The sequence below is a fragment of the Corallococcus carmarthensis genome (genome assembly GCF_003611695.1).
In the GTDB taxonomy this organism is placed as follows: domain Bacteria; phylum Myxococcota; class Myxococcia; order Myxococcales; family Myxococcaceae; genus Corallococcus; species Corallococcus carmarthensis.
The window spans coordinates 1-20,120 of sequence record NZ_RAWE01000058.1 but is presented as its reverse complement, the minus strand read 5'-3'; the positions used below and the strand labels follow the sequence as shown (position 1 = coordinate 20,120).

15 protein-coding genes, 2 tRNA genes and 1 pseudogene are annotated in these 20,120 nt (G+C 71.2%); 11 read left to right on the top strand and 7 right to left on the bottom strand.

What is annotated here, in order from left to right; all coding sequences use genetic code 11:
- Positions 1-4 precede the first annotated feature (4 nt).
- The 5 genes from D7X32_RS17740 (at position 5) to D7X32_RS17725 (ending at position 5,779) form a co-directional block, all read left to right on the top strand.
- Positions 5-3,031 carry a dehydrogenase gene (locus D7X32_RS17740; protein WP_120603760.1) on the top strand — a complete coding sequence of 1,009 codons (3,027 nt, stop codon included), beginning with the start codon at positions 5-7 and terminating at the stop codon, positions 3,029-3,031.
- Positions 3,032-3,043: 12 nt separating this feature from the next.
- Entirely contained in the window at positions 3,044-3,205 is a 162-nt protein-coding gene (locus D7X32_RS45475) for a hypothetical protein (RefSeq protein WP_158625706.1), read from the top strand.
- The gene (locus D7X32_RS17735) at positions 3,202-4,053 is read left to right on the top strand and encodes a hypothetical protein (RefSeq protein WP_244239056.1); all 852 of its coding nucleotides are present in this window, start codon (positions 3,202-3,204) and stop codon (positions 4,051-4,053) included. The genes D7X32_RS45475 and D7X32_RS17735 overlap by 4 nt, the downstream gene beginning before the upstream one ends.
- Positions 4,054-4,105: 52 nt before the next feature.
- Positions 4,106-5,017: a tRNA (adenosine(37)-N6)-dimethylallyltransferase MiaA gene (gene miaA, locus D7X32_RS17730; protein ID WP_120603736.1), complete on the top strand. Its 912-nt coding sequence runs from the start codon at positions 4,106-4,108 to the stop codon at positions 5,015-5,017.
- Between the two features lie 168 nt (positions 5,018-5,185).
- On the top strand, positions 5,186-5,779 hold the full coding sequence (locus tag D7X32_RS17725) for an HdeD family acid-resistance protein (RefSeq protein ID WP_244239055.1): 594 nt from the start codon (positions 5,186-5,188) through the stop codon (positions 5,777-5,779).
- Between the two features lie 62 nt (positions 5,780-5,841).
- On the opposite strand, the gene D7X32_RS17720 is transcribed toward D7X32_RS17725, so the two are convergent.
- The 5 genes from D7X32_RS17720 to D7X32_RS17700 form a co-directional block, all read right to left on the bottom strand.
- On the bottom strand, positions 5,842-6,513 hold the full coding sequence (locus D7X32_RS17720) for a PQQ-dependent sugar dehydrogenase (RefSeq protein ID WP_158625705.1): 672 nt from the start codon (positions 6,511-6,513) through the stop codon (positions 5,842-5,844).
- Between the two features lie 183 nt (positions 6,514-6,696).
- The gene (locus tag D7X32_RS17715) at positions 6,697-7,575 is read right to left on the bottom strand and encodes a hypothetical protein (RefSeq protein WP_120603733.1); all 879 of its coding nucleotides are present in this window, start codon (positions 7,573-7,575) and stop codon (positions 6,697-6,699) included.
- Between the two features lie 96 nt (positions 7,576-7,671).
- On the bottom strand, positions 7,672-9,408 hold the full coding sequence (locus D7X32_RS17710; RefSeq protein ID WP_120603732.1) for a response regulator: 1,737 nt from the start codon (positions 9,406-9,408) through the stop codon (positions 7,672-7,674).
- A 25-nt stretch (positions 9,409-9,433) separates the two neighbouring features.
- Complete coding sequence (locus D7X32_RS17705) at positions 9,434-10,390, bottom strand: GGDEF domain-containing response regulator (RefSeq protein WP_120603731.1); 957 nt, start codon at positions 10,388-10,390, stop codon at positions 9,434-9,436.
- A 562-nt stretch (positions 10,391-10,952) separates the two neighbouring features.
- Entirely contained in the window at positions 10,953-11,696 is a 744-nt protein-coding gene (locus D7X32_RS17700; protein WP_120603730.1) for a tetratricopeptide repeat protein, read from the bottom strand.
- Positions 11,697-11,795: 99 nt separating this feature from the next.
- Between D7X32_RS17700 and D7X32_RS17695 the strand changes: the two genes are divergently transcribed.
- The 5 genes from D7X32_RS17695 to D7X32_RS17675 all read left to right on the top strand — a co-directional run bounded on the left by D7X32_RS17695 (position 11,796) and on the right by D7X32_RS17675 (position 14,630).
- Positions 11,796-11,881, top strand: a tRNA-Leu gene (locus tag D7X32_RS17695).
- A 90-nt stretch (positions 11,882-11,971) separates the two neighbouring features.
- Positions 11,972-12,637, top strand: coding sequence for a response regulator (locus tag D7X32_RS17690; protein ID WP_120603729.1), 666 nt, complete (start codon positions 11,972-11,974; stop codon positions 12,635-12,637).
- 15 nt (positions 12,638-12,652) lie between these two features.
- Positions 12,653-14,032, top strand: coding sequence for an RsmB/NOP family class I SAM-dependent RNA methyltransferase (locus D7X32_RS17685; RefSeq protein WP_208752460.1), 1,380 nt, complete (start codon positions 12,653-12,655; stop codon positions 14,030-14,032).
- Positions 14,033-14,092: 60 nt separating this feature from the next.
- The gene (locus tag D7X32_RS17680; protein WP_120603728.1) at positions 14,093-14,491 is read left to right on the top strand and encodes a hypothetical protein; all 399 of its coding nucleotides are present in this window, start codon (positions 14,093-14,095) and stop codon (positions 14,489-14,491) included.
- A gap of 66 nt (positions 14,492-14,557) precedes the next feature.
- Positions 14,558-14,630: transfer RNA gene (locus tag D7X32_RS17675), tRNA-Ala, on the top strand.
- 85 nt (positions 14,631-14,715) lie between these two features.
- On the opposite strand, the gene D7X32_RS17670 is transcribed toward D7X32_RS17675, so the two are convergent.
- Complete coding sequence (locus tag D7X32_RS17670) at positions 14,716-18,540, bottom strand: ATP-binding protein (RefSeq protein WP_120603727.1); 3,825 nt, start codon at positions 18,538-18,540, stop codon at positions 14,716-14,718.
- 178 nt (positions 18,541-18,718) lie between these two features.
- Positions 18,719-19,639 (bottom strand): class I fructose-bisphosphate aldolase, encoded by a 921-nt coding sequence (locus D7X32_RS17665; protein ID WP_120603726.1) that lies wholly within the window; start codon positions 19,637-19,639, stop codon positions 18,719-18,721.
- 233 nt (positions 19,640-19,872) lie between these two features.
- Between D7X32_RS17665 and D7X32_RS46265 the strand changes: the two are divergent.
- Positions 19,873-20,120, top strand: a pseudogene (locus D7X32_RS46265) (TolC family protein); the annotation flags it as partial.

Sequence of the window (20,120 nt, the reverse complement as noted above, 5' to 3'; positions counted from 1 at the left end):
CGCCATGAACGTCCGCATCCTCGCGCTCGTCGCCATGCTGTTGCCCGCGGTGGGCTTTCCCCAGACGACCTGGACCGTGCGCCCCGTCCCCGCCGCCGGAGAGACGGTCGCGCGGGTGGTGATGGACGACGCGTCCGACCTCGTCGTGGAGGTGACCAACACGTCCACGGCCGTGAACGACGCCCGGTTGTCGGAGGTGTCCTTCGTCATCCCCACCGGCTATCAGCTGCTGGCCGGCCTGCCGGCGGAGGAGAACCCGAACTGGAAGGTCGAGTACATCGACTCCAACGAACGGCGCATCACCTTCCAGTCCACGCTGGGGTGTGTGGACGAAGGGCGCGGCCTGGGGCGGAACGAGTCCGCGCGCTTCGTGCTGAGCGTGGTGGCGCCGTCAAACCGCACCACGGACAACGCCACCGAGCGCCTCGCGACGGGCACCTACGGCCGCGACCAGTGCGACGGCACGAACTACACGTACAACATCAACACCATGACCCCGTGGACACGCGGCATCCTGGCCGCGAACGTGACGCTGGCGCCCCGCGTGCTGGCGGTCAACGGCACGACCGTGGCGCGCGTGGTGGTGGAGAACCGCGGGACGGGCTCGGCCACCGTGACCGTGGACAACCCCACGTCCACGAGCAGCGTGCCCCTCACCACCCTGAGCAAGGACGCCAACAAGACGGTGGCGGTGCGGGCCGCGGGCGTCATCGCCGTCAACCTGCGGCCCACCGCCGCTGGCGCCGTGTCCGCGCGTGTCCGGGCGCGCACGACGGCCGCCACCCCGTCCAACGCGCCGCTCGTGGACTCGCCCATGGCGGACGTGGGCAACCTGGTCGCGGCGGCGGACATGGACGTCGTGGACGCATTCGCCGGTGATCAGGTGACGCTGCGCCTGACGGTGTTCAACACCTCCACCACGAACACGTACGCCCAGGTGCGTCCGCGCACGCCGGTGCGGTCGGGCAGCGCGGCGGCGACGCTCGTGGCCGGCCCGTCTCCGGAGAGCGTGGCGCAGCTGGCGCCGGGGGCTTCCGCGCAGTTCACGTGGCGCTACCAGGTGTCGGGCACGCCCGGCGCCAGCTACCAGTTCCAGGCGCAGGTGGACGGGACGCTCAACGGCTCGGCGGTGGCGGGGGATGTCGTCACCGCGCGCAAGGGCCGCATCGTGGAGCACCGCGTGCGGCTGAGCCAGGAGACGATGTCCACCGCGGCCACGGCCGTGACGGTGGCGTACACGGTGCAGAACCGGGGCTCGCTGCCCATCTACGAGGTGAAGCTGTTCAAGCCCGCGGTGAACTACTTCGCGGTGGCCGCCTCGGGTCCGCAGGCCTTTGGTGACTGGGTCGTCTCCACGGACGCGGCCGGGTACACCTGGGAGTCGGAGTCCGGCATCCCGGTGGGGGGCGAGGCCACCTTCCGCATCACGTATTCGGGCTTCACCGCCGTCACCGCGGACACGGCGTTCCGCCACCGGCTGGAGCTGAACCAGGGCTACAACGATCCGCGCATCCGCGTGGAGGGGACGATGACGCTGCTCGCGGTGACCGCGTCCCCGGACGTGGGGCGCCTCACCGGCGTGGCCCGCGACGGCAGCGTGACGCTCACCTGGGACAACCCCTTCAACCACGGCGGCACCCTGGTGCTGCGCGCGCAGGGGGCGACGCCCAACACCGCGCCGACCAGCGGTGTGCGCTACGCGGTGGGGGACGTGCTGGGCAACGCGACCGTGGCGTACACGGATGAGTTCAGCTCCGCGTCGTCCTTCACGGACACGTCGGTGACGAACGGCACGACGTACTACTACCGGGTGTTCAACGCGGACGACCAGCTGCGGTACGGGCCAGGCAACCAGCCCACCTCGGTGGGCCTTCTGGCCACGCCCCGGGCGCGCGTGGCGGGCAACCCGCTGTGGTGCTACTCGGTGGGCATGTCCTCGCTCCATCAGCCCATTACGGAGCTGGGCGTGGGCATCTTCAGCTCGTCCAACGACTCGGTGGTGGGCATGCTCACGAACACCGTGAACCCGTCCGAGGACGGCGCGGAGCGCTTCCGGCCAGTGAAGATGCCCGCCAAGATCGAAACCCGCTTTCCGGTGGTGCCGCTGCTGGGCCGGCCCGGGCAGCAGTGGCTCGTCGTGGGTGACACTACCGGCGTGCCGGCGGTGCTCAACGCAGCCACGGGCGAGTTCCTGTGGAAGAACACGACGCTGGGGCTGGGGAGCATCAGCTCGTTCCCGGTGACGCAGCTGCTGGACTACGCGAACCCGGAGTACCGGACGACGTACTCGAACGTGGACCTGGCGTTCTTCGGTACGCGCAACTCATCCGCGCAGAATCAGGTGGTCGCGCTGAACGCGGCCACGGGCGCCCTCATCTGGCGCTACCGCCCCGGGGATCTGGGCATGGTGAGCGGCGGCATGATGGTGGACTACACGACGAACCGGCTCTACGTAGCGACCATGTCGGGGGTGAGCACCGCCACGCTGCGCGTGCTCAACAGCCTTACGGGCGCGGAGGTCGCGCGGCTGGCGCTGGGAGACCTGGAGTTCGGCGTGGTCCGCAACGCCACGACCAACCAGGCCCTCGTCGCCACCAGCGATGGCCGGGTGCACGGCGTGAATGGAACCACGTACATGAAGGCATGGACGGTCGACGTGCGGCCCGCCGCGGTGGGCGCGCTCACCAGCTTCGCGCGGCCCCTGGGCCGGGGCTTCGTGATAAGCACGGCGGACGGCAAGGTGGAGCGCTATGAGATGGACGCGACCAACATGCCGGTGCTGCTGTGGTCGACGGCCATCGTGGGTTCAACCGGTTCGTTCAGCCTCAACCAGAACGGCGTGGCGCGCATCTACGTCAACAGCTCGGACGGCAAGGTGCATCAGTTGGAGTTGGATACGGGTGTGGATTCCGGGCAGGTGACGGTGGGGCCGGCGCAGATCATCGGCACGCCGACCATCGATCACACCGTTAGCCGGTTGCATGTCGGTACTCTGGATGGTCGAATCTGTGCCTTCCCGGTGCCCTTCTAGGTGGGCCATCACGTGAGCCAGCGACCTTCACAACCACTCGCGGGTCCCTCCGTGCCGAAGCCGGCCGCGCCCGCCGCGTACGTGCCTCCCGCCATCCTGTGGGAGCAGCCCTTCGTCGCGCTGGCGCAGCTCTCCACGTGCACCATCCCCGGCGAATCGGAGTGCGTGCCGTGAACCGCGGGGACCCCCTCGCGGGTCCCCGTGACGGCGCGCTCCGGATCACCCTGGCCGGGTGGACGGTGTCGCTGGACGTGGAGGAGGAAGCGCTCGCAAGCCCGCTCCGGCGCGTGTTCGGCGCGTTCCTCGCTCCAGACGCCGTGGCTTCCGATGCCCGGCTGGTGATGCGGACACCTTCCACTCCCACTGCTCCGCCCACCGTGCAGGAGCTGCCCCGGCTTGAGCCCGGTGACTCGGGAACGCTGCGGGTGGAGGGCTCGGAGTACTCCGCGGTGCTCTCCCAGGACAGGAGCCACGCGGACGTCACCGGTTCAGGCCGGTACCCGGTGGAGAACGTGATCAAGGTGATGCTCGCGTCCGCGTTGGCGAAGCGCGGCGGGCTGTTGATCCACGGCGTGGGCCTGGTGCACGAGGGCCGGACCGCGCTGTTCGTGGGCCACTCCGGCGCGGGCAAGAGCACCCTGGGCGGGCTGTGGCGTGAGGCGGGCGGCGTCGTGCTCGCGGATGAGCTGGTGGCGGTGTGGCCCGTACACGGTGGCGGGTGGCGGGCCTCGGGAACCCCCTGGAACGTGCCGATTCGAACGGCCGAAGCGACGCTTGTCGCGGTGGGCACGCTGGGCTGGGACGCGGCGTCGCGGTGGGAAACGCAGGGCGCGGGGGAGGTGGCCCGGGTGCTGCTGCTGAACGCGCTGCTGCCCGAACCCACGGCCGCGGGCCGGGGTGCGCTGGTGGGCGCGGCGGGACGCGTGCTGTCGTCCGTGGAGACCGCGCGGCTCGTGTTCGCGCGGGATGCCAGCGCGGCGGACGTGGTGCGCTCGCGGCTGGATGCGGTGGTGCGGCCTTAGGGCGGGGCTCGCGCTTGCCCCGCGTCTGCGTTACAGCGGGCGTGGGAGGCGGATGACGGTGGCCGAGACGCGGGTGCCTTTGACGGTGATCGCTGGACCCACGGCGTCGGGGAAGACGGCGTTGGCCATCGCCTGGGCTCGCGACGTGGGCGGGGAGATCGTCAGCGCGGATTCGCAGCAGGTGTACCGCGCCTTCGACATCGGCACCGCGAAGCCCTCCGCCGAGGAACTGGCCGCCGTGCCGCACCACCTGGTCTCCTGCGTGGATCCGCTGGAGCCGTTCTCCGCCGCTGAGTACCAACGCCGCGCGGACGCGGCCATCGCGGACATCGCCTCACGAGGCAGGCCCGTGTTCGTCGTGGGCGGCACCGGTCTCTACCTGCGCATCCTGCTGCACGGCGTGGTGGACGCGCCCGGCGCCCTGCCTTCGCTGCGCGCGGAGTTGGAGTCGCTCGCGGCGGAGCAGGGGAGGGAGGCCGTGCACCGCCGGCTGGCCGAGGTGGATCCGGAGACCGCCGCGAAGCTGCCCACCCAGGACCTGGTGCGCGTCGTCCGCGCGCTCGAGATCCACGCGCAGACGGGCGTCCCCGCCTCCGAGTTCCGCCGCGCCCATGCCTTCGCGCCGGATCGCTATCCCTTCCAGTTGTACGTGCTCGACCCGCCGCGCGAGGCCCTCTACTCCGCCATCAATGCGCGCACAGAGGCGCTCTTCTCGCGTGGCCTCGTGGAGGAGACACGGGCGCTGCTGGACCAGGGCTACGCGGACGCGGCCCCCATGCGCAGCGTCGGCTACGTGCAGGCTCGCGCCGTGGTGGAGGGGCGCATGACGCGCGAAGAGGCCATCGCCGACACCGCGCGGGAGACCCGGCGGTACTCCAAGCGGCAGCTCACCTGGTTCCGCAAGGAGCCCGGCGCGGTGTTCCTGTCGCCGCCGTACGCCCGCCCCGCCCTCCAGACGCGGTAGGGCACTCCGGCCCCTGCTCGCCGCTTTGCCTCATTTCGTCAGGGGGCGCGGATTGTTCGCACCCGGCGCCGCTCCCATCTTCCACGAGGAACGCTTCCCCCACGTTCACTCCCGGACCGATAGGCGGCCGAGGGCCCGAGGCGGGCAGCCATCACCGCGGAGATCGCCATGGATACGAACGTCGAACGCGTGCCGGAGACCCGGCCGGACCGTCCTCCCCGAGGAGCCTCGACGATGTGGGGCGCCCCCTTCATCCTGGGCCTGCTGACGTCGATCGCGGGCGTCGTGCTGCTGGGCGCCACGTTCTTCACCAGCATGGTCACCGTCTTCTTCGTGGGCATGATGCTGGTGATTGGTGGCGTCCTGGAGATCGCCGCGGCCGTGCGCTCACGCGGTGAAGGCCGGGGCACCTTCTGGTCCTTCATGCTCGGCGGCGTCCTCACCACCGTCGTCGGCATCCTCACCGTCATGTACCCGGCCGCGGGGCTCGCCTCGCTGACGCTGCTGATCGCCGGCTACTTCTTCGCCAGCGGCCTCTTCCACGTCATCACCTCCGTCATGGACCGCTACTTCCAGTGGGGCTGGGACCTGGCCTACGGCCTCATCTCCCTGGTCCTGGGCCTCAGCGTCATGGCCCGGTGGCCCGCGTCCTCCGTGTGGCTCGTGGGCACCCTGGTCGGGCTCGCCGTCTTCTTCCGAGGCATCTCGATGATGTCCGGCTCGCTCATGCTGCGGCGGGGCATCCGGCACGTGCATGCCTGAGCGCCAGGACGGGGCTGGTGCTTGTTCACTGCGAGTGAATCAATGATATCAGTGAGTGAAACTCAGCCCGAATAGCGAATGCGGTAGATGACGCCGTTCGCATCGTCCGTGACGAGCAGCGCCCCGTCGGCGGCCACCGCGGTGTCCGCCAACCGGGCGAACTGCGTGGTGCCGTCCGCGCCGAGCCAGCCCGACGCGAAGTCCTCGAACGCGGTGGGCGTGCCCTGCGCGTCGAAGCGGACGCGGACGACCTTGTAGCCGGTGGGCGGGTGGCGGTTCCACGAGCCGCGCATCGCCACGAAAGCGTTGCCCTGGAACTCCGCGGGGAAGAGGGTGCCCGTATAGAAGGTCAGGTTCATGGGCGCCGAGTGCTCCTGGTACTCCAGGACGGGCGCCTGGGTCTTCGCGCAGTACTCCGGGCGCGACTGCATGTCCGGCGGCTCCTGGCTGAGGAACGCGTCTGGCTCCTGCTTGCCCAGGCAGTAGGGCCAGCCGTAGTCCGCGCCCTCCTGGATGCGGTTGAGCTCCTCCGGCGGATAGTCGTCCCCGCGCGAGTCCGAGCCGTGGTCCATGTCCCAGAGCTGGCCGGACACCGGATGCCACGCGAACCCGATGGTGTTGCGCAGCCCCTTCGCGAACACGGCGCGGTCCGTGCCGTCCGGCTCGAAGCGCAGCAGCGTGGCGTTCTCCGGGTTGGCGTCCGCGCACGCGTTGCACGTGCTGCCCACGGACACGTACAGCTTGCCAAGACGACGGTCTGGTCCGCGGCGCCGTCGCCGTTCGTGTCGCGCAGCAGGGTGACGCGGCCGGCCTCGCGCTCGGTGACGTAGACGGCGCCCACCCTGTGCACCGGGTGGACACCCCACAACCCGTGGCTCGGGACCCATGCGGGTGTCCAGCGCAGTCCGGTTCGCCGCCTACTTCGTCTTCTTGTGCGCGGCGTCGAACTGGTCGGCGAACTGATCGCGTGACACGTGCTTCAGGCCGCCCTGGTCATCCGGACGCTCCAGCGTGAAGTCGTGGATGGTGCCGCGCACCAGGTACTCCTGATCCCGCGCGGAGTTCATCATCGCGCGCTCGCGGTAGGTGAAGCTGGCCTTCGTCGGATCCACGCCGACGTCCGCCAGGAACTTCCGCTCGTGCGGCTCCGGCTGCCACACCGGCTTGCCGGGCTGGCTGCGGTTCACGGCCGTCTCATCCAGGCCCGGATGCGAGGACGTGCGGATGTCGCGCTGGATGTCGAACTGATCGAACACGTCCCCGCCCTTCGCGTCCTGGGCCGGGTTGTGGACGATGCGGCTCTGGCCGTAGTCCGGGTTGTCCACGAGCTTCTTCTCCGTGGCCTGTCCATCCACGCCCACGGGTACGCCGCTGAAGGATGTGAAGGGCGACTGGGCCTTCGTCTCCTTCGCGCCGTCCACGTGCGCGGTGAGCGTCACCGTGCGGTCCTTCGGCTCGACCGGTTGCAGCCGGCCGTCCCGGTCGATGGCCGACTTCGGCGTGTCGTACTTCGGCTGGACCTCGTTGAACGGGAAGTTGTCCCGGCGGGTCAGCTCCACGTCCGGCCGGATGCGCGGCACGAACTGGTTGTTGCCGCCGTCGCGCCGATCCTCGACGTCCATGATGTCGCTCAGGATGTCGTGCTGCTGGAACCGCACGCGGTTCTGATCCGCGCGCTCCTTGAGCGCCTGCTCTGGCGACAGGACCTTCGTGGAGAAGGAACGGGTGAACTCCGACGTGTGCTTGAACAACCGGGACGACGTCTGGCCGACGCGCGACAGCTTCGAGGCGAACATGAGGGATTCCCTTTTAGATGGAGCATGAAGTGCGAAGCTTCATGCTTTTGTAGGGATTATCCCGTCGATGTGATCTCAGTTGCGTGCAGGTAGGTGTCAGGAGGCAAAACGGTCTTCGCCAAATGTTTCCACGACTGCGGGCCGGATGACTTCGAGCGGCGCGCCGAGCGGGTCCGGCACGCGGCCAGTGAGCTGGCAGAGGAGGCGGTCCGGGTTCACCGGCTTGGGGAGGAAGGCCTCCGCGCCCGCGTCGAGCGCGCGCTGACGCACGTGCGGACGGTTGAGGCCGCTCATCACCAGCACTCGCGTGTCGCGGGTGAGCGGGTGCTGCTTGAGGCCTTCACACAGGCGCAGGCCATCCACCCAGTGCAGCACCACGTCCAACAGGATGGCGGTGGGCGGACGGCGCGCCACCGCGCAGAACAGCGCCAGTTCGTCCGCGAAGGCGACCACGCGTGCGCCGGTGCTCTCCAACAGCAGCGTGAGCGCCTCGCGCGTGTCCGCGTCGTCGTCCACCACGTAGTACAGGTCCGGCTCCACCTCCGGCACGAACGTGGGGACGGGCTCCATCGGCGTGCGCAGCCACGAACCCACCACCTCGCGCACGCCCGACCATCGCGCCGCGGACAGCAATCCCAGCGGGGTGGGGGAGCTCAGTCCCAGCACGCCGCCGCCGTACACGCCGCCCGACGCGTGCTTCGCCCGCGCAGCGACAAATGCCGCGGGCGCCCGCTTGCCCGCGCGGCGCAGCCAGGTGATGGAGCGCGCTCCCGCCGCCGCGTCCTCCATCAGCTCGCCCAGCCCGTCGCGCACGTACCTGCGCTCCAGTGACGGCGCGTCCAGCCCGCCATCCAGCAGCGCCACCGCGGCGCGGCTGCACGACGCCAGCGTCTCCGACAGGCCCACCTGCAACGGATGGCCAAAGGCCGCGGGGCCCACCGCCAGCTGCCCGGGCGCCACCAGCGTGCGGCCGGGACCGAAGGGCAGCCGCGTCGTCTCCAGCGCGGCGACCTCGAAGCCCTCCTCGATCAGGCCGTCGCGCGCGGCCATCATCAGCACCTGGCACAGGTCCGCGGGTGTCACCGCCGCGCCGAACGCCAGCGCATACACGGACGACGCGCCCGGGATGAGGAACAGCGCATCCACGGAAGGCAGCGGGGCCACCCACAGGCGCGCCACCGGCGCGAGGTCCCGCCCCGTCATCGCGCCCTGGATCCGCGCCTGCACCGCCGGCATGGACGGCGCCGGACGGAAGCCCTTGAAGAACGCGTCACCCAGCAGCGGCCCCGCGCCCGCGGCCAGGGCCACCGCATGGAAGCGCTCGCCGCTGCCTTGCGCGCGGACCACCAGGGGGCCCGCGTTGCGCACCGCCGCGGGCGCGTCCGGGGCGGGCGCCTGCCGCTCCACTCGCTCCACGTGGCGATCCACGAACCGGGCGCCCTGCGCGCTGGCCGCCGTGGACAGCACGTGGCGCACCATGTCCAGGCCGCCTTCACCCCGGGGCCAACCGTCCACGACCCACAGGCCGCCGGCCGCGCACGGCAGCAGTTCGCGCTCGCCCTGGGAAATCACCTCCACGCCGCGCAGCTCGTGCGCGCGCCATTCCGGCGGGATGCGGCAACCCAGCGCGGCCAGCCTCGAGCGGCACTCCGGCGTCAGCAGGGCAGGGGGCGCGGTGCGCTCCTCGGTGCCCCCCGCGTAGACGCGCACATCCAGGGCCACGCCCCGCGCGCGGCCGTTGAAGAGCAGCGAAGCCGCGAGCCCCGCTCCGGCGATGCCGCCGCCGACGATCGCCACCCTCGAACCACTCGCCAGCTTGCTGGTCCCGCTCATCGCGCGCCCTCGTTCCTTCCCGCCGTCAGTGCCGCTGCGCCACAGGGGAGTGGAGCGACTGGCCGTACACCACCACCCGGTCGCGCCCCTCCCGCTTGGCCTCGTAGAGCGCGGCGTCCGCCGCCTTCAGCAAGGCTTCCGTGCTCTCACGCGGGGAGTCGGCCGTGTGGTCCGCCACGCCCACGCTGATGCTCAACCCGAAGGGCGCCGGGCGCCCGTCACCGCGCTGCACGTTCACGCTCCGCAGCTCCGAGCGCAGGCGTTCCGCGAACACCGCGGCCTCCAGCGACGTCTGGTGCGGCAGCAGCACGACGAACTCGTCGCCGCCGAAGCGCGCCGCGAAGTCGGACTCGCGCAGGTTGCCCTGCATGAGGGTGGCCAGGGCCAGGATGGCGCGGTTGCCCACGTCGTGGCCCATGCCGTCGTTGATGGCCTTGAGGTGGTCCAGGTCGATGACCACCACGCTCAGCGCGTAGCCGTAGCGCACGGCGCGCTTGAACTCGTCCTCCAGCCGCACCGACAGCGCCCGGAAGTTCGCCAGGCCGGTGAGCGCGTCCGTCTGCGCCAGCACCTGGAGCTTGCGCTGCTGCTCGCTCTGGCGCACCGCGCGGTCGATGCGGGCGAGCAGTTCGCGCGAGCTCGCCGGCTTGTGGATGAAGTCCACGGCGCCCATCTCCAGGCATTTCTCCAGGGTCGCCTCGTCCGCGTCCCCTGTGAGGAAGATGACCGGCACCGTCTCCGTGCGCACGTCGCCCTGGAGCGTCTCCAGGACCGCCAGCCCATCCCCGGAGGGCAGGAAGCGATCCAGCAGCACCAGGTCCGGGCGGTGCTCGCGTGCCAGCTCCACGCCCGCGTCCGCGTCCGCCGCGGCCAGCACGTCGAAGCGCGGGGCGAGCAGGTCCATCAGGCCTTCGCGTACGCCGGTGTCGTCCTCGATGATGAGCAGGAGCGCGCGCTCACTGCTACGGCCGTGCCGTTCCATGAACTGGTTCGCTCCGCTTGCCTGTCCCGAAATGGCAGGCCGAAAGTCTCGGGCGCCACGCCCTTCGAGGTGCTCCCCACGCCCTTGCGCCCCACGCGCACCCGCCGCCGCCTCGTTCTGCAAGCACCCACCCACCCATCCAACCTTCACCCGAGACCTCCGGCTGCCAAGCCCGTCCGCCTCCGCGGGGGCTTTGGAGTCTTCCGCCCCGGACGCCCGCGTGTCCCTGCCCGAGAGCAAGCCCTGTGCCCCGCGCTGCACGCGACGGCCGGCCTCTTTTCAGGGGGTTGCAAGGGGGGCAGCGCGACAGCCAACAAGACGACCGGAAGACGTTGCAGCGTGGGCGCGGCGCGCACGGTAGGAATTGCCGGACGCGGGCCGCTCCGGAGGGGCGCCCGGAGGTGGGGTGGAGCGGCTGATCCGTTGGGTACTCCCCGGAAGCGCGCGACGAAGCGGCGCCATCGACGGGATCGCGGCAGGCCGCGAAGGGGATCGCGGCGGGCCGCGAAGGGGGACTCCGGCGCCATTGCGGTGGCGCCGGGCCATCACTGCCACCGCGCCTTCAGCGCCGGTTCGTGAACTGCACGCGGCGGCCACCCATGGGCGGCATCATCGGCGGCGCCTCCAGGCCGAACTGCCACCAGAGCGGCTCGTAGGGCTTCATCTTCAGGCGCTTGTCGTTCTGCAGCTGGGCGAGGCTGCCCTTGAGCTTCTCGTCGGAGGGGTTCAGCTCCACGCCGCGTGCGAGCACGCGCTGGGCCCCGTCCTTGTCCTTCTGCTGCAGGAGGCACCACGCGTACACGGCCCAGACGATGGACTCCTTCTTGCCGCTCTTCACCGCGGCCTCGAAGGACGTCTTCATGGCGGGCACGTCGTTGCGGCGGAAGTGCAGGGCGCCCTCCATGGCCTTGGCCATGTAGTTGCGGCCGCTGGCCTTCTCCAGGTGGGGCTTCGCGCCGTCCAGGTCCTTCACCATGTACTTCAGCATGCCGATCTGCGCGTGCAGCTCCGGCCCGATGAGGAACTGCCACTTGTCCCAGACGAGGCCCTGCTCCAGCGTCTTGACGGCCCGGTCCACGCGCCCCTGGGCTTCCTTCTGGTTGGCGGGCTGGCCCTGGAGATCATTCTGCACCGTCGTCATCAGTGCCTGGACCCGGGTGGAGACCCGGCGGGCGAGCACGATGTAGGTGGCGAAGAGGGCGATGACGCCGGGCACGATGCCGGCCCACCAGGAGAAGCCGCCGGCGAACTTCACCAGCACGCCGACCGCCAGCCCGACGGCCAGGGAGATGAGGAGGTTGTACATGCGCTGCCCCTTTAGCGGTGTGCGTGGACCACCGCAATCTTCGGATGCACACGAACCGAAGGCGCGATATACGTTCGGCCGCCTCGCTCACACCCAAGGGGCCCTCTGTCGAAATTGGTAGACGAGGCGGACTCAAAATCCGCTGCGGCTGACCCCGCGTCCCGGTTCGAGTCCGGGGAGGGCCATCTTCAAACGCAGACCCGGCGCCCGAGATGCCGTCTTCCGGACCGCCCGAACGTGAAAGCGCCCCCCTGTCCCCCGCGCTGGAAGACGCGATGAAGGTGCTGCTGGTCGAGGACGACCCGAGCCTCCGCGAAGGAATGGGAGAGCTGGTCTCCGAGCTGGCGGACGTGCAGGCGGTGGGCACCCTCGACGAAGCGCTGCGCGCCCTGGCGGCGGACCGCTTCGAGCTGGTGATGACCGACATGCGCATCGCCGGAGGGCACGCGGACGGCCGGGGCGTCCTGGAGGCCGCGCGCCGCCAGCGCCACCCGGTGGCCATCGTCAGCGCCGCCGGTCCCGACGAGGTCGCCCAGGTCCTTCACCCCTTGGAGCCGGACGCGCTGTTGATCAAACCCTTCCAGGTGGATGACATCCTGGGGCTGGTGGAGCGCTTCCTGGACCTCAAGCGCCAGGTGGCCGCCGCGGCCCGGGAGCCCCTGTCCGGGGACTCGCCGGACTGGATGGAGCCTTCGCCCGGAGTGCGGTGCGCGGGTGCAGTGCCGGACAGCGCCCGGATGTGGATGCGGCTGGCACCCGAGGCCGCCTTCGCCTGGAGCCGCCCCCAGTGTGCCCACGGGATCCTCCTGATGGAGGGCGACCTGGAGCTGGACGGGGAGCGCTATGCCGCGCCGTGCTACCTCTTCCTGGCCCTGGGCGCGTCGCCCCAGGTGAAGACGCAAGCCGGTGCGCTGGCCGTGTGCGTGCCGCTGCGCGGCTAGGCGAAGAGGTCACCCTTGGACATCCCCCTCTGGCCCACGCCGCATGATCCGTCACGTCTGGGGCGTCCGTCCCGGCGCGCGGCCACCGCGGCCATTGAAACGCACATCGCCGTCCTCAAGGGCGAACCGCTGAAGGCCGCGCTCGCCACCGCGCTGCGGGACGCGGAAGGGCTGGGCGGGCAGGAGCGGCGCTTCGTGGCCCTGGCGGCGCGCGAGCTGTCCCGGCACACGCGCCTGTTGGACCTGGCGGCGCGGCAGCTGGGGCATTCGCCGGGGAAGCACGTGCTCACGGAGGACCAGGCGCTGGTGCGCTACACGCTCTGGCGCAGGCTCTTCTGTGGCGAGGCCTGGGCGCGCATCGGCCCGGAGGTGAAGCTGCCGGGGCCGGTGCGTCCGCGCACGCTGCATGACGCGGTGCTGGAGGGGCTGGTGACGAAGCCTCTCGCGGAGCCTCCCGCGGCGGAGGGCGCGGAGGCCGTCGTCGAGCGGCTGGCCACCCGGTACTCGTTCCCGGGGTGGCTCACGCAGCGGCTGTCGCAGGTGTATCCGGAGGCGACGCTCGCGGGGCTGATGGCGTCGTTGGATGAGGAGCCCTCGCTGCACTTCCGCGCGCGGCCTCCGGGGACGCGGGACGCGGTGCTCGCGGCGCTGGCGGAGGAGGGCGTGGCGGCGGAGGCGGTGCCGTGCGCTCCGGACGCGCTGCGTGTCGCGGACGCAAGCCACCGCATCTTCGAGTCGCGGACGATGAAGGGCCGGCGGCTCCAGGTGCAGGACGTGGGCAGTCAGCTCATCGTCCTGGCGTGCCTGCCGCCCGGGGCGTCGCTGACGGGGCTCGCCGTGGCGGACGTGTGCGCGGGGGCCGGCGGCAAGACGCTGGGGCTCGCGGACCTGGTGGGCGCGAAGGGGAAGGTGCTCGCGGGGGACCGCTCCAAGCGGCGGCTTTCGGACGCGCGCGACCGGGTGCGTGAGTTCGGCCTGAAGCAGGTGGCGTTCCCGCACCCGGTGCCGCTGGACGCGGTGGACGTGGTGCTGGTGGACGCGCCGTGCAGCGGGACGGGGTCGCTGGCGCGCGAGCCGGATCAGAAGTGGAAGCTGTCCGCGAAGGCCATCTCGGAGTTCCAGGCCACGCAGTCCGCGCTGCTCGCGGAGGTGGCCGCGCAGGTGAAGCCCGGGGCGCGCATCGTCTACGCCACGTGCTCCGTGCTGCCGGAGGAGAACGACGCGGTGGTGGAGGGCTTCCTCGCGAAGCACCCGGGCTTCGCCCTGGAGCCGGTGGGGGAAGGGTGGGCGCCGGAGCTCCAGGTGGGGGTGGACGGCCCCTTCCTGCGCGCCCTGCCACCCCGGGTCCCCGGCGGGGGCTTCTTCGCCGCCCGGCTGGTCCGCAAGGCGGGTTGACAGTCGCCGAGCCGCCACGTTACGCACGAGCGACCTTCTCCTCTCCCGAGGGTGACAGCCGTGGCGGCAGATCCGAAGCAGACCGAAGTGATGCGGCAGATCAACGAAGCCTTCCAGGCGGCCGAGTCCAAGCTGGCCAAGCTGCGGGAGGCGGTCGAGCGCAACACGGAGCTTGCGCGGGCCAACGGCAAGGCGGCCTTCCTCAAGGACAAGAAGGAGCAGACCCACCGCGAGCTCGGCGAGGCCGTGTGGCAGGCCGTGCAGGCGGGCAGGCTGGAGCTGCCCCAGGGCTTTGCCCGGTATCTCCAGTCCATCGCGGCGGCGGAGAAGGCGGCGGCGGACCACGCCGCGTCCCTCACCGACCTGCTCCGGGAAGGGGAAGAGGTGGCGGAACGGTTGAAGGTAAAAAGCGTCGCGAAGCCGCAAAAAGTTGTGGCAACGGGAACGAAGAAGCCGTAGAAGTCGCGCCGCCTTCACGGCACGGGCCGCCCCCCACGGCGGACCGGGAAGCACGCAGCAAAAGTCGGGGCTATAGCTCAGCTGGGAGAGCGCTTGAATGGCATTCAAGAGGTCACCGGTTCGATCCCGGTTAGCTCCACACTGAATTGAGAGAGGCCCGCGAGAGAAATCTCGCGGGCCTTTCGCTTTTGGGGCCTCCGCCGGGTGCGGCCCTGGAGCCTTCGCTACGGGCTCGCCCAGACCGCGACCGCCGCCGGGACGTGGCGGGGAAGCCGCACGGTGAAGGTGGTGCCCGCGTCGGCGGTGGATGTCACGGTGACGGTGCCGCCGTGGGCCTCCACCAGCTGCTTCACGATGTAGAGCCCCAGCCCGATGCTCCGGCTGCTGTTGTCCACCTCGCCGCTGGCGCGCTGCAGCGGCTGGAAGAGCTGGCTCAGGCGCCCCGGGGGGATGGGCGGCCCCTCGTTGTGGATGGACAGCGTCACCGCTTCGCCCCCGCCGTGCGTCTCCACGAGGACGGGCGTGTCCCGGGGGCTGTACTTCAGCGCGTTGGTCACCAGGTTCTGGGCCATCTGCCCCAGCCGGTCCGGATCCCAGTCGCCCAGGCCGCTGCCGCTCCGGCGCCGGCGGATCTCCCGGTCCGGGTGTGTGGCGTCGATCTCCTCCAGCACGCCGTCCACGATTTCGTGCAGGTCCGACGCGCGGCGCTGGATGCGCAGCCCTCCGCCCAGGCGCGCCTGGGTGAAGTCGAGCAGGTCGCGGATCATCCGGTGGGCCCGCTCCGCGGCGGACTGGATCCGGCTGACGGCCTTGGTGCTGCGGTCGTCCAGTTCCTCGCGGCGCATCAGGCTGGCGGCGCCCAGGAGGATGGCGCTCACGGGGTTGCGCAGGTCGTGGCTGACGATGCCGATGAGCTGCTGTTCGAAGTCCGCGCGCTGCTGTTGCTGCGCCTGGGCCTGGCGCAGCTCGTGGACGTCCATGGAGGTGCCCACCCACTTGAGCACCCGGCCCTCCGCGTCCTTCACGGACAGGGCGCGCACCAGGTGCCAGCGGTACTGGCCGTCCCGGTAGAGCACCCGGTGCTCGGTCTGGAAGCGCTCTCCGCGCTTCAGCGCCTCCGCCCAGAGCTCGCCGCTGGGGGCCATGTCGTCGGGGTGGATGACGCGCCGGTAGCCCCGGTCCAACAGCACCTCCGCGCTCAGGCCGGTCTGCTCCGACAGGACGGCATTCACGTAGGTGAACGCGCCATCCGGGGTGGTGACGAAGACGGCTTCGGGCAGCGCCTCCGCGAGCGTGCGGAACTCCTCCTCGCTGCGGCGCAGGGCGGCGTCCGCGGCCTTGCGCAGGGTGACGTCCTGCATGGCGCCCACCATGCGCACCGCCGTGCCGGCGGCATCGCGCACCACCCAGCCGCGGTCCTCCACCTGGGCATAGGTGCCGTCCCGCCGGCGGAAGCGGTACTCGGCGCGCCAGTCGCTGCCGCCGGGCGCGTCGGCGATGGCGTGGAGGCTCTCCACGGCCTGCTCGCGGTCCTCCGGATGGACGGCGTCCGTCCACCAGTCCAGGCCGGGGGGCACCTCGCCGGCCGCGTAGCCGAAGAGCGTGTAGATGCCCTCGCTCCAGGTCAGCTGTTGCGTGCGGAGGTCCAGGTCCCAGACGGCGTCCTTCGTGGCCCGGGTGGCCAGCCGGTAGCGCGTCTCCGACAGCTGGAGGGCCTCGAGCAGCTCCTCGCGCTGGGCGCGGCCCCGCGCCGCGTTCACCGTTCCCTCCAGCCGCGCCACCAGTTCGCGCACGCCGAAGGGCTTCACCAGGTAGTCGTCCGCGCCGGCGGTGAGGCCCTCCACCTTCGCCTCCTCGCCCGCGCGCGCGGACAGGAGGATGACGGGGACGTGGGCCGTGCGCGGATCCTCCTTCAGCGCACGCAGGAGCGCGAAGCCGTCCAGCCCCGGCATCATCACGTCCGACAGCACCACGTCCGGCGGCCGTTGCCGCGCCAGGGCCAGCGCGGAGCGGCCGTCCGCCACCGCCGTCACCGTGAAGCGTCCCTCCAGCGACCGCCGCACGTAGTCGCGCATGTCCGCGTTGTCGTCCGCCAGGAGCACGTGGCCCCGCACGACGCCCGGGGGCGCCTCCGGGACGGGGACGGGCACGGGCGTGTCGTCCGCCGAGTCCGACAGCCACTGCGCCGCCTCCTGGACGAAGACCTCCGGGTTCGGGGCCCGGAGGGGCTCCTGGGCGGGCTTCCTCAGCTGCTCCTGCGGCAGGTGCGCCGTGCCCTTGGGCAGCGACACCGTGAAGGTGCTGCCCTGATCCACGGTGCTCTTCGCGCAGATGCGGCCGCCGTGCAGCTCCACCAGCTCGCGCACCAGCGCCAGGCCAATGCCGCTGCCCTCATGGCTGCGGCCCCGCACGCCCTCCACCCGATGGAAGCGCTCGAAGACGCGGGGCAGCTCGTGCGCGGGGATGCCCATCCCCGTGTCGCTGACGGACAGCTCCACCCGGTCGGCGTGCTCGCGCAAGCGGACGGTGAGGGTGCCCTGGAAGGTGAACTTGAAGGCGTTGGAGAGGAGGTTGAGGACGACCTTCTCCCAGAGATCGCGGTCCACCCAGACGGGCGTGGACAGGCGGGGGCAGTCCACCTGGAGCCGCAGCCCCGCCTTCGCCACCAGCGAATCGAACGCGCCCGCGAGCCCCGCGGTGAGCGGCCCCAGGTCCGTGGGCTCGAAGAGGGCCCGCATGCGGCCCGCCTCCAGGCGGCTGAAGTCGAGCAGGCTGTTCACCAGCTTGAGCAGCCGCTGGCTGTTGCGCTGCACGAGCATCAACCGCTCCCGCTGCCGGGAGTGCAGGGGATGCTCCGGATCCGTGAGCGCGTCCGCCAGCGGCCCCAGCATCAGCGTCAGCGGCGTGCGGAACTCATGGCTGACGTTGGAGAAGAAGGCCGTCTTCGCCCGGTCCAGCTCCGCCAGGGACTCCGCCTGCCGCCGGGCGTCCTCGTACGCGCGGGCCCCGGAGCGTGCCGCGCCCAGCCCCCCGGCGACCAGCTCCAGGAACGACAGGTACGACGCATCCGCCGGCAGCCGGGGGGACAGGCCCAGCACCAGCAGGCCCGTCGGGTTCGACTCGCCGGAGCGGGCCACGGGGAGGACGAGCGCGGAGCCCGGCTGCGGCACGCCGCCGCGCAAGGGGAGGGGACCGAAGCGCGCCTCCAGCCCGTGGACCCGCTCGGCCTGTCCGGAGCGGATCACCTGGGCCAGGGGCCAGGGAGCGGCCGCGCCCGGATCCAGGCCCACCTCTCCAGGGCAGAAGGCCCCATTCCCCTCCAGACCCATGCGCGCCTCCAGCCGGGCCTGGGCGCCGTCCGCGTCGATGCGGTAGAGCAGCGCGAAGGGCAGGTCCTCGGGGTTGGTGGCGAGCGCCTCCATGGCCTGGATGCACGCGTCCTGGACGCGGAGGCTCCCGCCCGCGCGCGAGGCCACTTCGTGCAGCGTCCTGAGGCGGCGCGCGTCCAGCACCTGGCTGGTGGTCTCCACCGCCGTGTCCAGCACCCCGTTGACGGCCCCCGACTCGTCGCGGACGGGGCTGTAGGAGAAGGTGAAGTAGGTCTCCTCCAGGAAGCCGTTGCGCTCGAGGAAGAGGCGCTGGTTCTCCGCCAGGATGGCGCGGCCCTCGGTGCGGACCTGCTCGATCCACGGGCCGATGTCGTCCCAGATCTCCGCCCAGACCTCGCGCCCGGGCCGCCCCATGGCGAAGGGGTGCTTGCCGCCCAGCATGGGGCGGTAGGCGTCGTTGTAGAGCTTCACCAGCCGCGGCCCCCAGAACACCATCATGGGGAAGCCCGAGTGGATGACGGTGCTGGCGATGGTGCGCAGGGACTGCGGCCAGGAGGACACCGGACCCAGCGGCGTCTGGGACCAGTCCATGGACCGCATCAGCGCGCCCATCTCGCCGCCTCCGGCGAGCACCTCCTGGGCCGCGCGGTCCGCGTCGTCCGGCTCCAGCGTGGGCGCTTCCGAGCCGCCAGCGCCGGGCGTCCTGGATCCCTGACTCATCTCCGTTCCGTAATCGAACCCCGGCGCCCGGGCCAGGGGAGGGCACGTGGAGTCCGGCCGTCCAAGGCCCGGACCGCCCGCCAGCGTTGACGGCGGAACGGTCCCCGGACATGGAGCCCGTCCCGCGAACAGTCAGGACGGGAAGGGCGCCACGCCACGGGTGACAGCGCGCGGGGGGCTACTTGCCCGCGAAGATGTTCATCACGTCCTTGAGCAGCTTGATGGACTCGGCGTGCGGCCGCTGGAACGCGTTGCGGCCCATGATGGAGCCGAAGCCGCCACCCTGGTGGATCTGCCGGATGTCGTCGATGAGGGCGGACGTCTCCTTCGACTCGCCGCCGGAGAAGATGACGATGCGCTTGCCGTTGAACGCGGAGCGCACCACCTCGCGCACGCGGTCCGCGAGCGTCTTGGTGGAGATGTTCGCCTTCTCGAAGGCCTTCTTCGCCTCCGCCTGCTCCAGGAAGTCCGTGGGCGGCTTCACCTTGATGATGTGCGCGCCCAGCTGCGCGCTGATCTGCGCCGCGTACGCCACCACGTCGATGGCCGTCTCACCCTCCTTGGACAGCGCGCCGCGCGGGTAGGCCCAGAGCACCGTGGGCAGACCGTAGGACTTGGCCTCCGCGATGATGTCGCGCAGGTCCTCGTACTGCTCGTTGCGGGCCGCGGAGCCCGGGTAGATGGTGTAGCCCACCGCCACGCAGCCCAGGCGCACCGCGTCCTTCACGGACGACGTCACCGCGGACATGGGCGCGGCCGTCTTGGCCAGCGAGTCGGAGTTGTTCACCTTCAGGATGAGGGGGATCTCGCCCTGGAGCTTGCCCGCGACGGCCTCCAGGAAGCCCAGCGGCGCCGCGTACGCGTTGCAGCCGGACTCGATGGCCAGCTGCGCGTGGTAGTCAGGATCATACCCGGCGGGGTTCGGACCGAAGGAGCGCGCGGGGCCGTGCTCGAAGCCCTGATCCACCGGGAGGATGACCAGCTTGCCCGTGCCGGCGAGCGTGCCGTGGTTGAGCAGGCGCGCCAGGTTCGTCAGCGTGCCGGGGGAGTCGGAGGGATACCAGGAGAGGATCTGCTTGACGCGGTCGGTGTAGGCCATGGGGTTTTCCTTGAAGGAAGGCGTCGAAACCGGCGCGGGATTCTGCGGTCCTTGCGCGCGCCGACCAAGCTTTGTCTGTACTGAATGTCCGCGACTGTCACGCCCTCTACGCGCCTTCCCGCGCGAGCCGACTGGATGGAAGCCGACATCCGGCAGGGCCCAAGGGTGCACAGAAATGCTGCACCGTCGCGGGCTTCCGGATATGCCCGGTCGCACACGAGGCGGACCACAGCATGGGCAGAGAAGTCGGCAGGGTCGTCGCAGTGGCAATGATGCTCACCGGTGGCGTGTCGGGCGCGCAAATCGCACCCACGCCCGCTCCCTCGAACGCTCCGGGGACGGGGGCTCCGGGGACCTCGACCGCCTCGCCCGGCACCCTGTCGCCGGGCTCCGTGCCCACGCCCGTGCCGGGCACCTCGCCGGCGCCGGGAGTGCCCGGCCCCAGTGAAACCGGGTCGTCGACCACCACCAGCCCCACCAC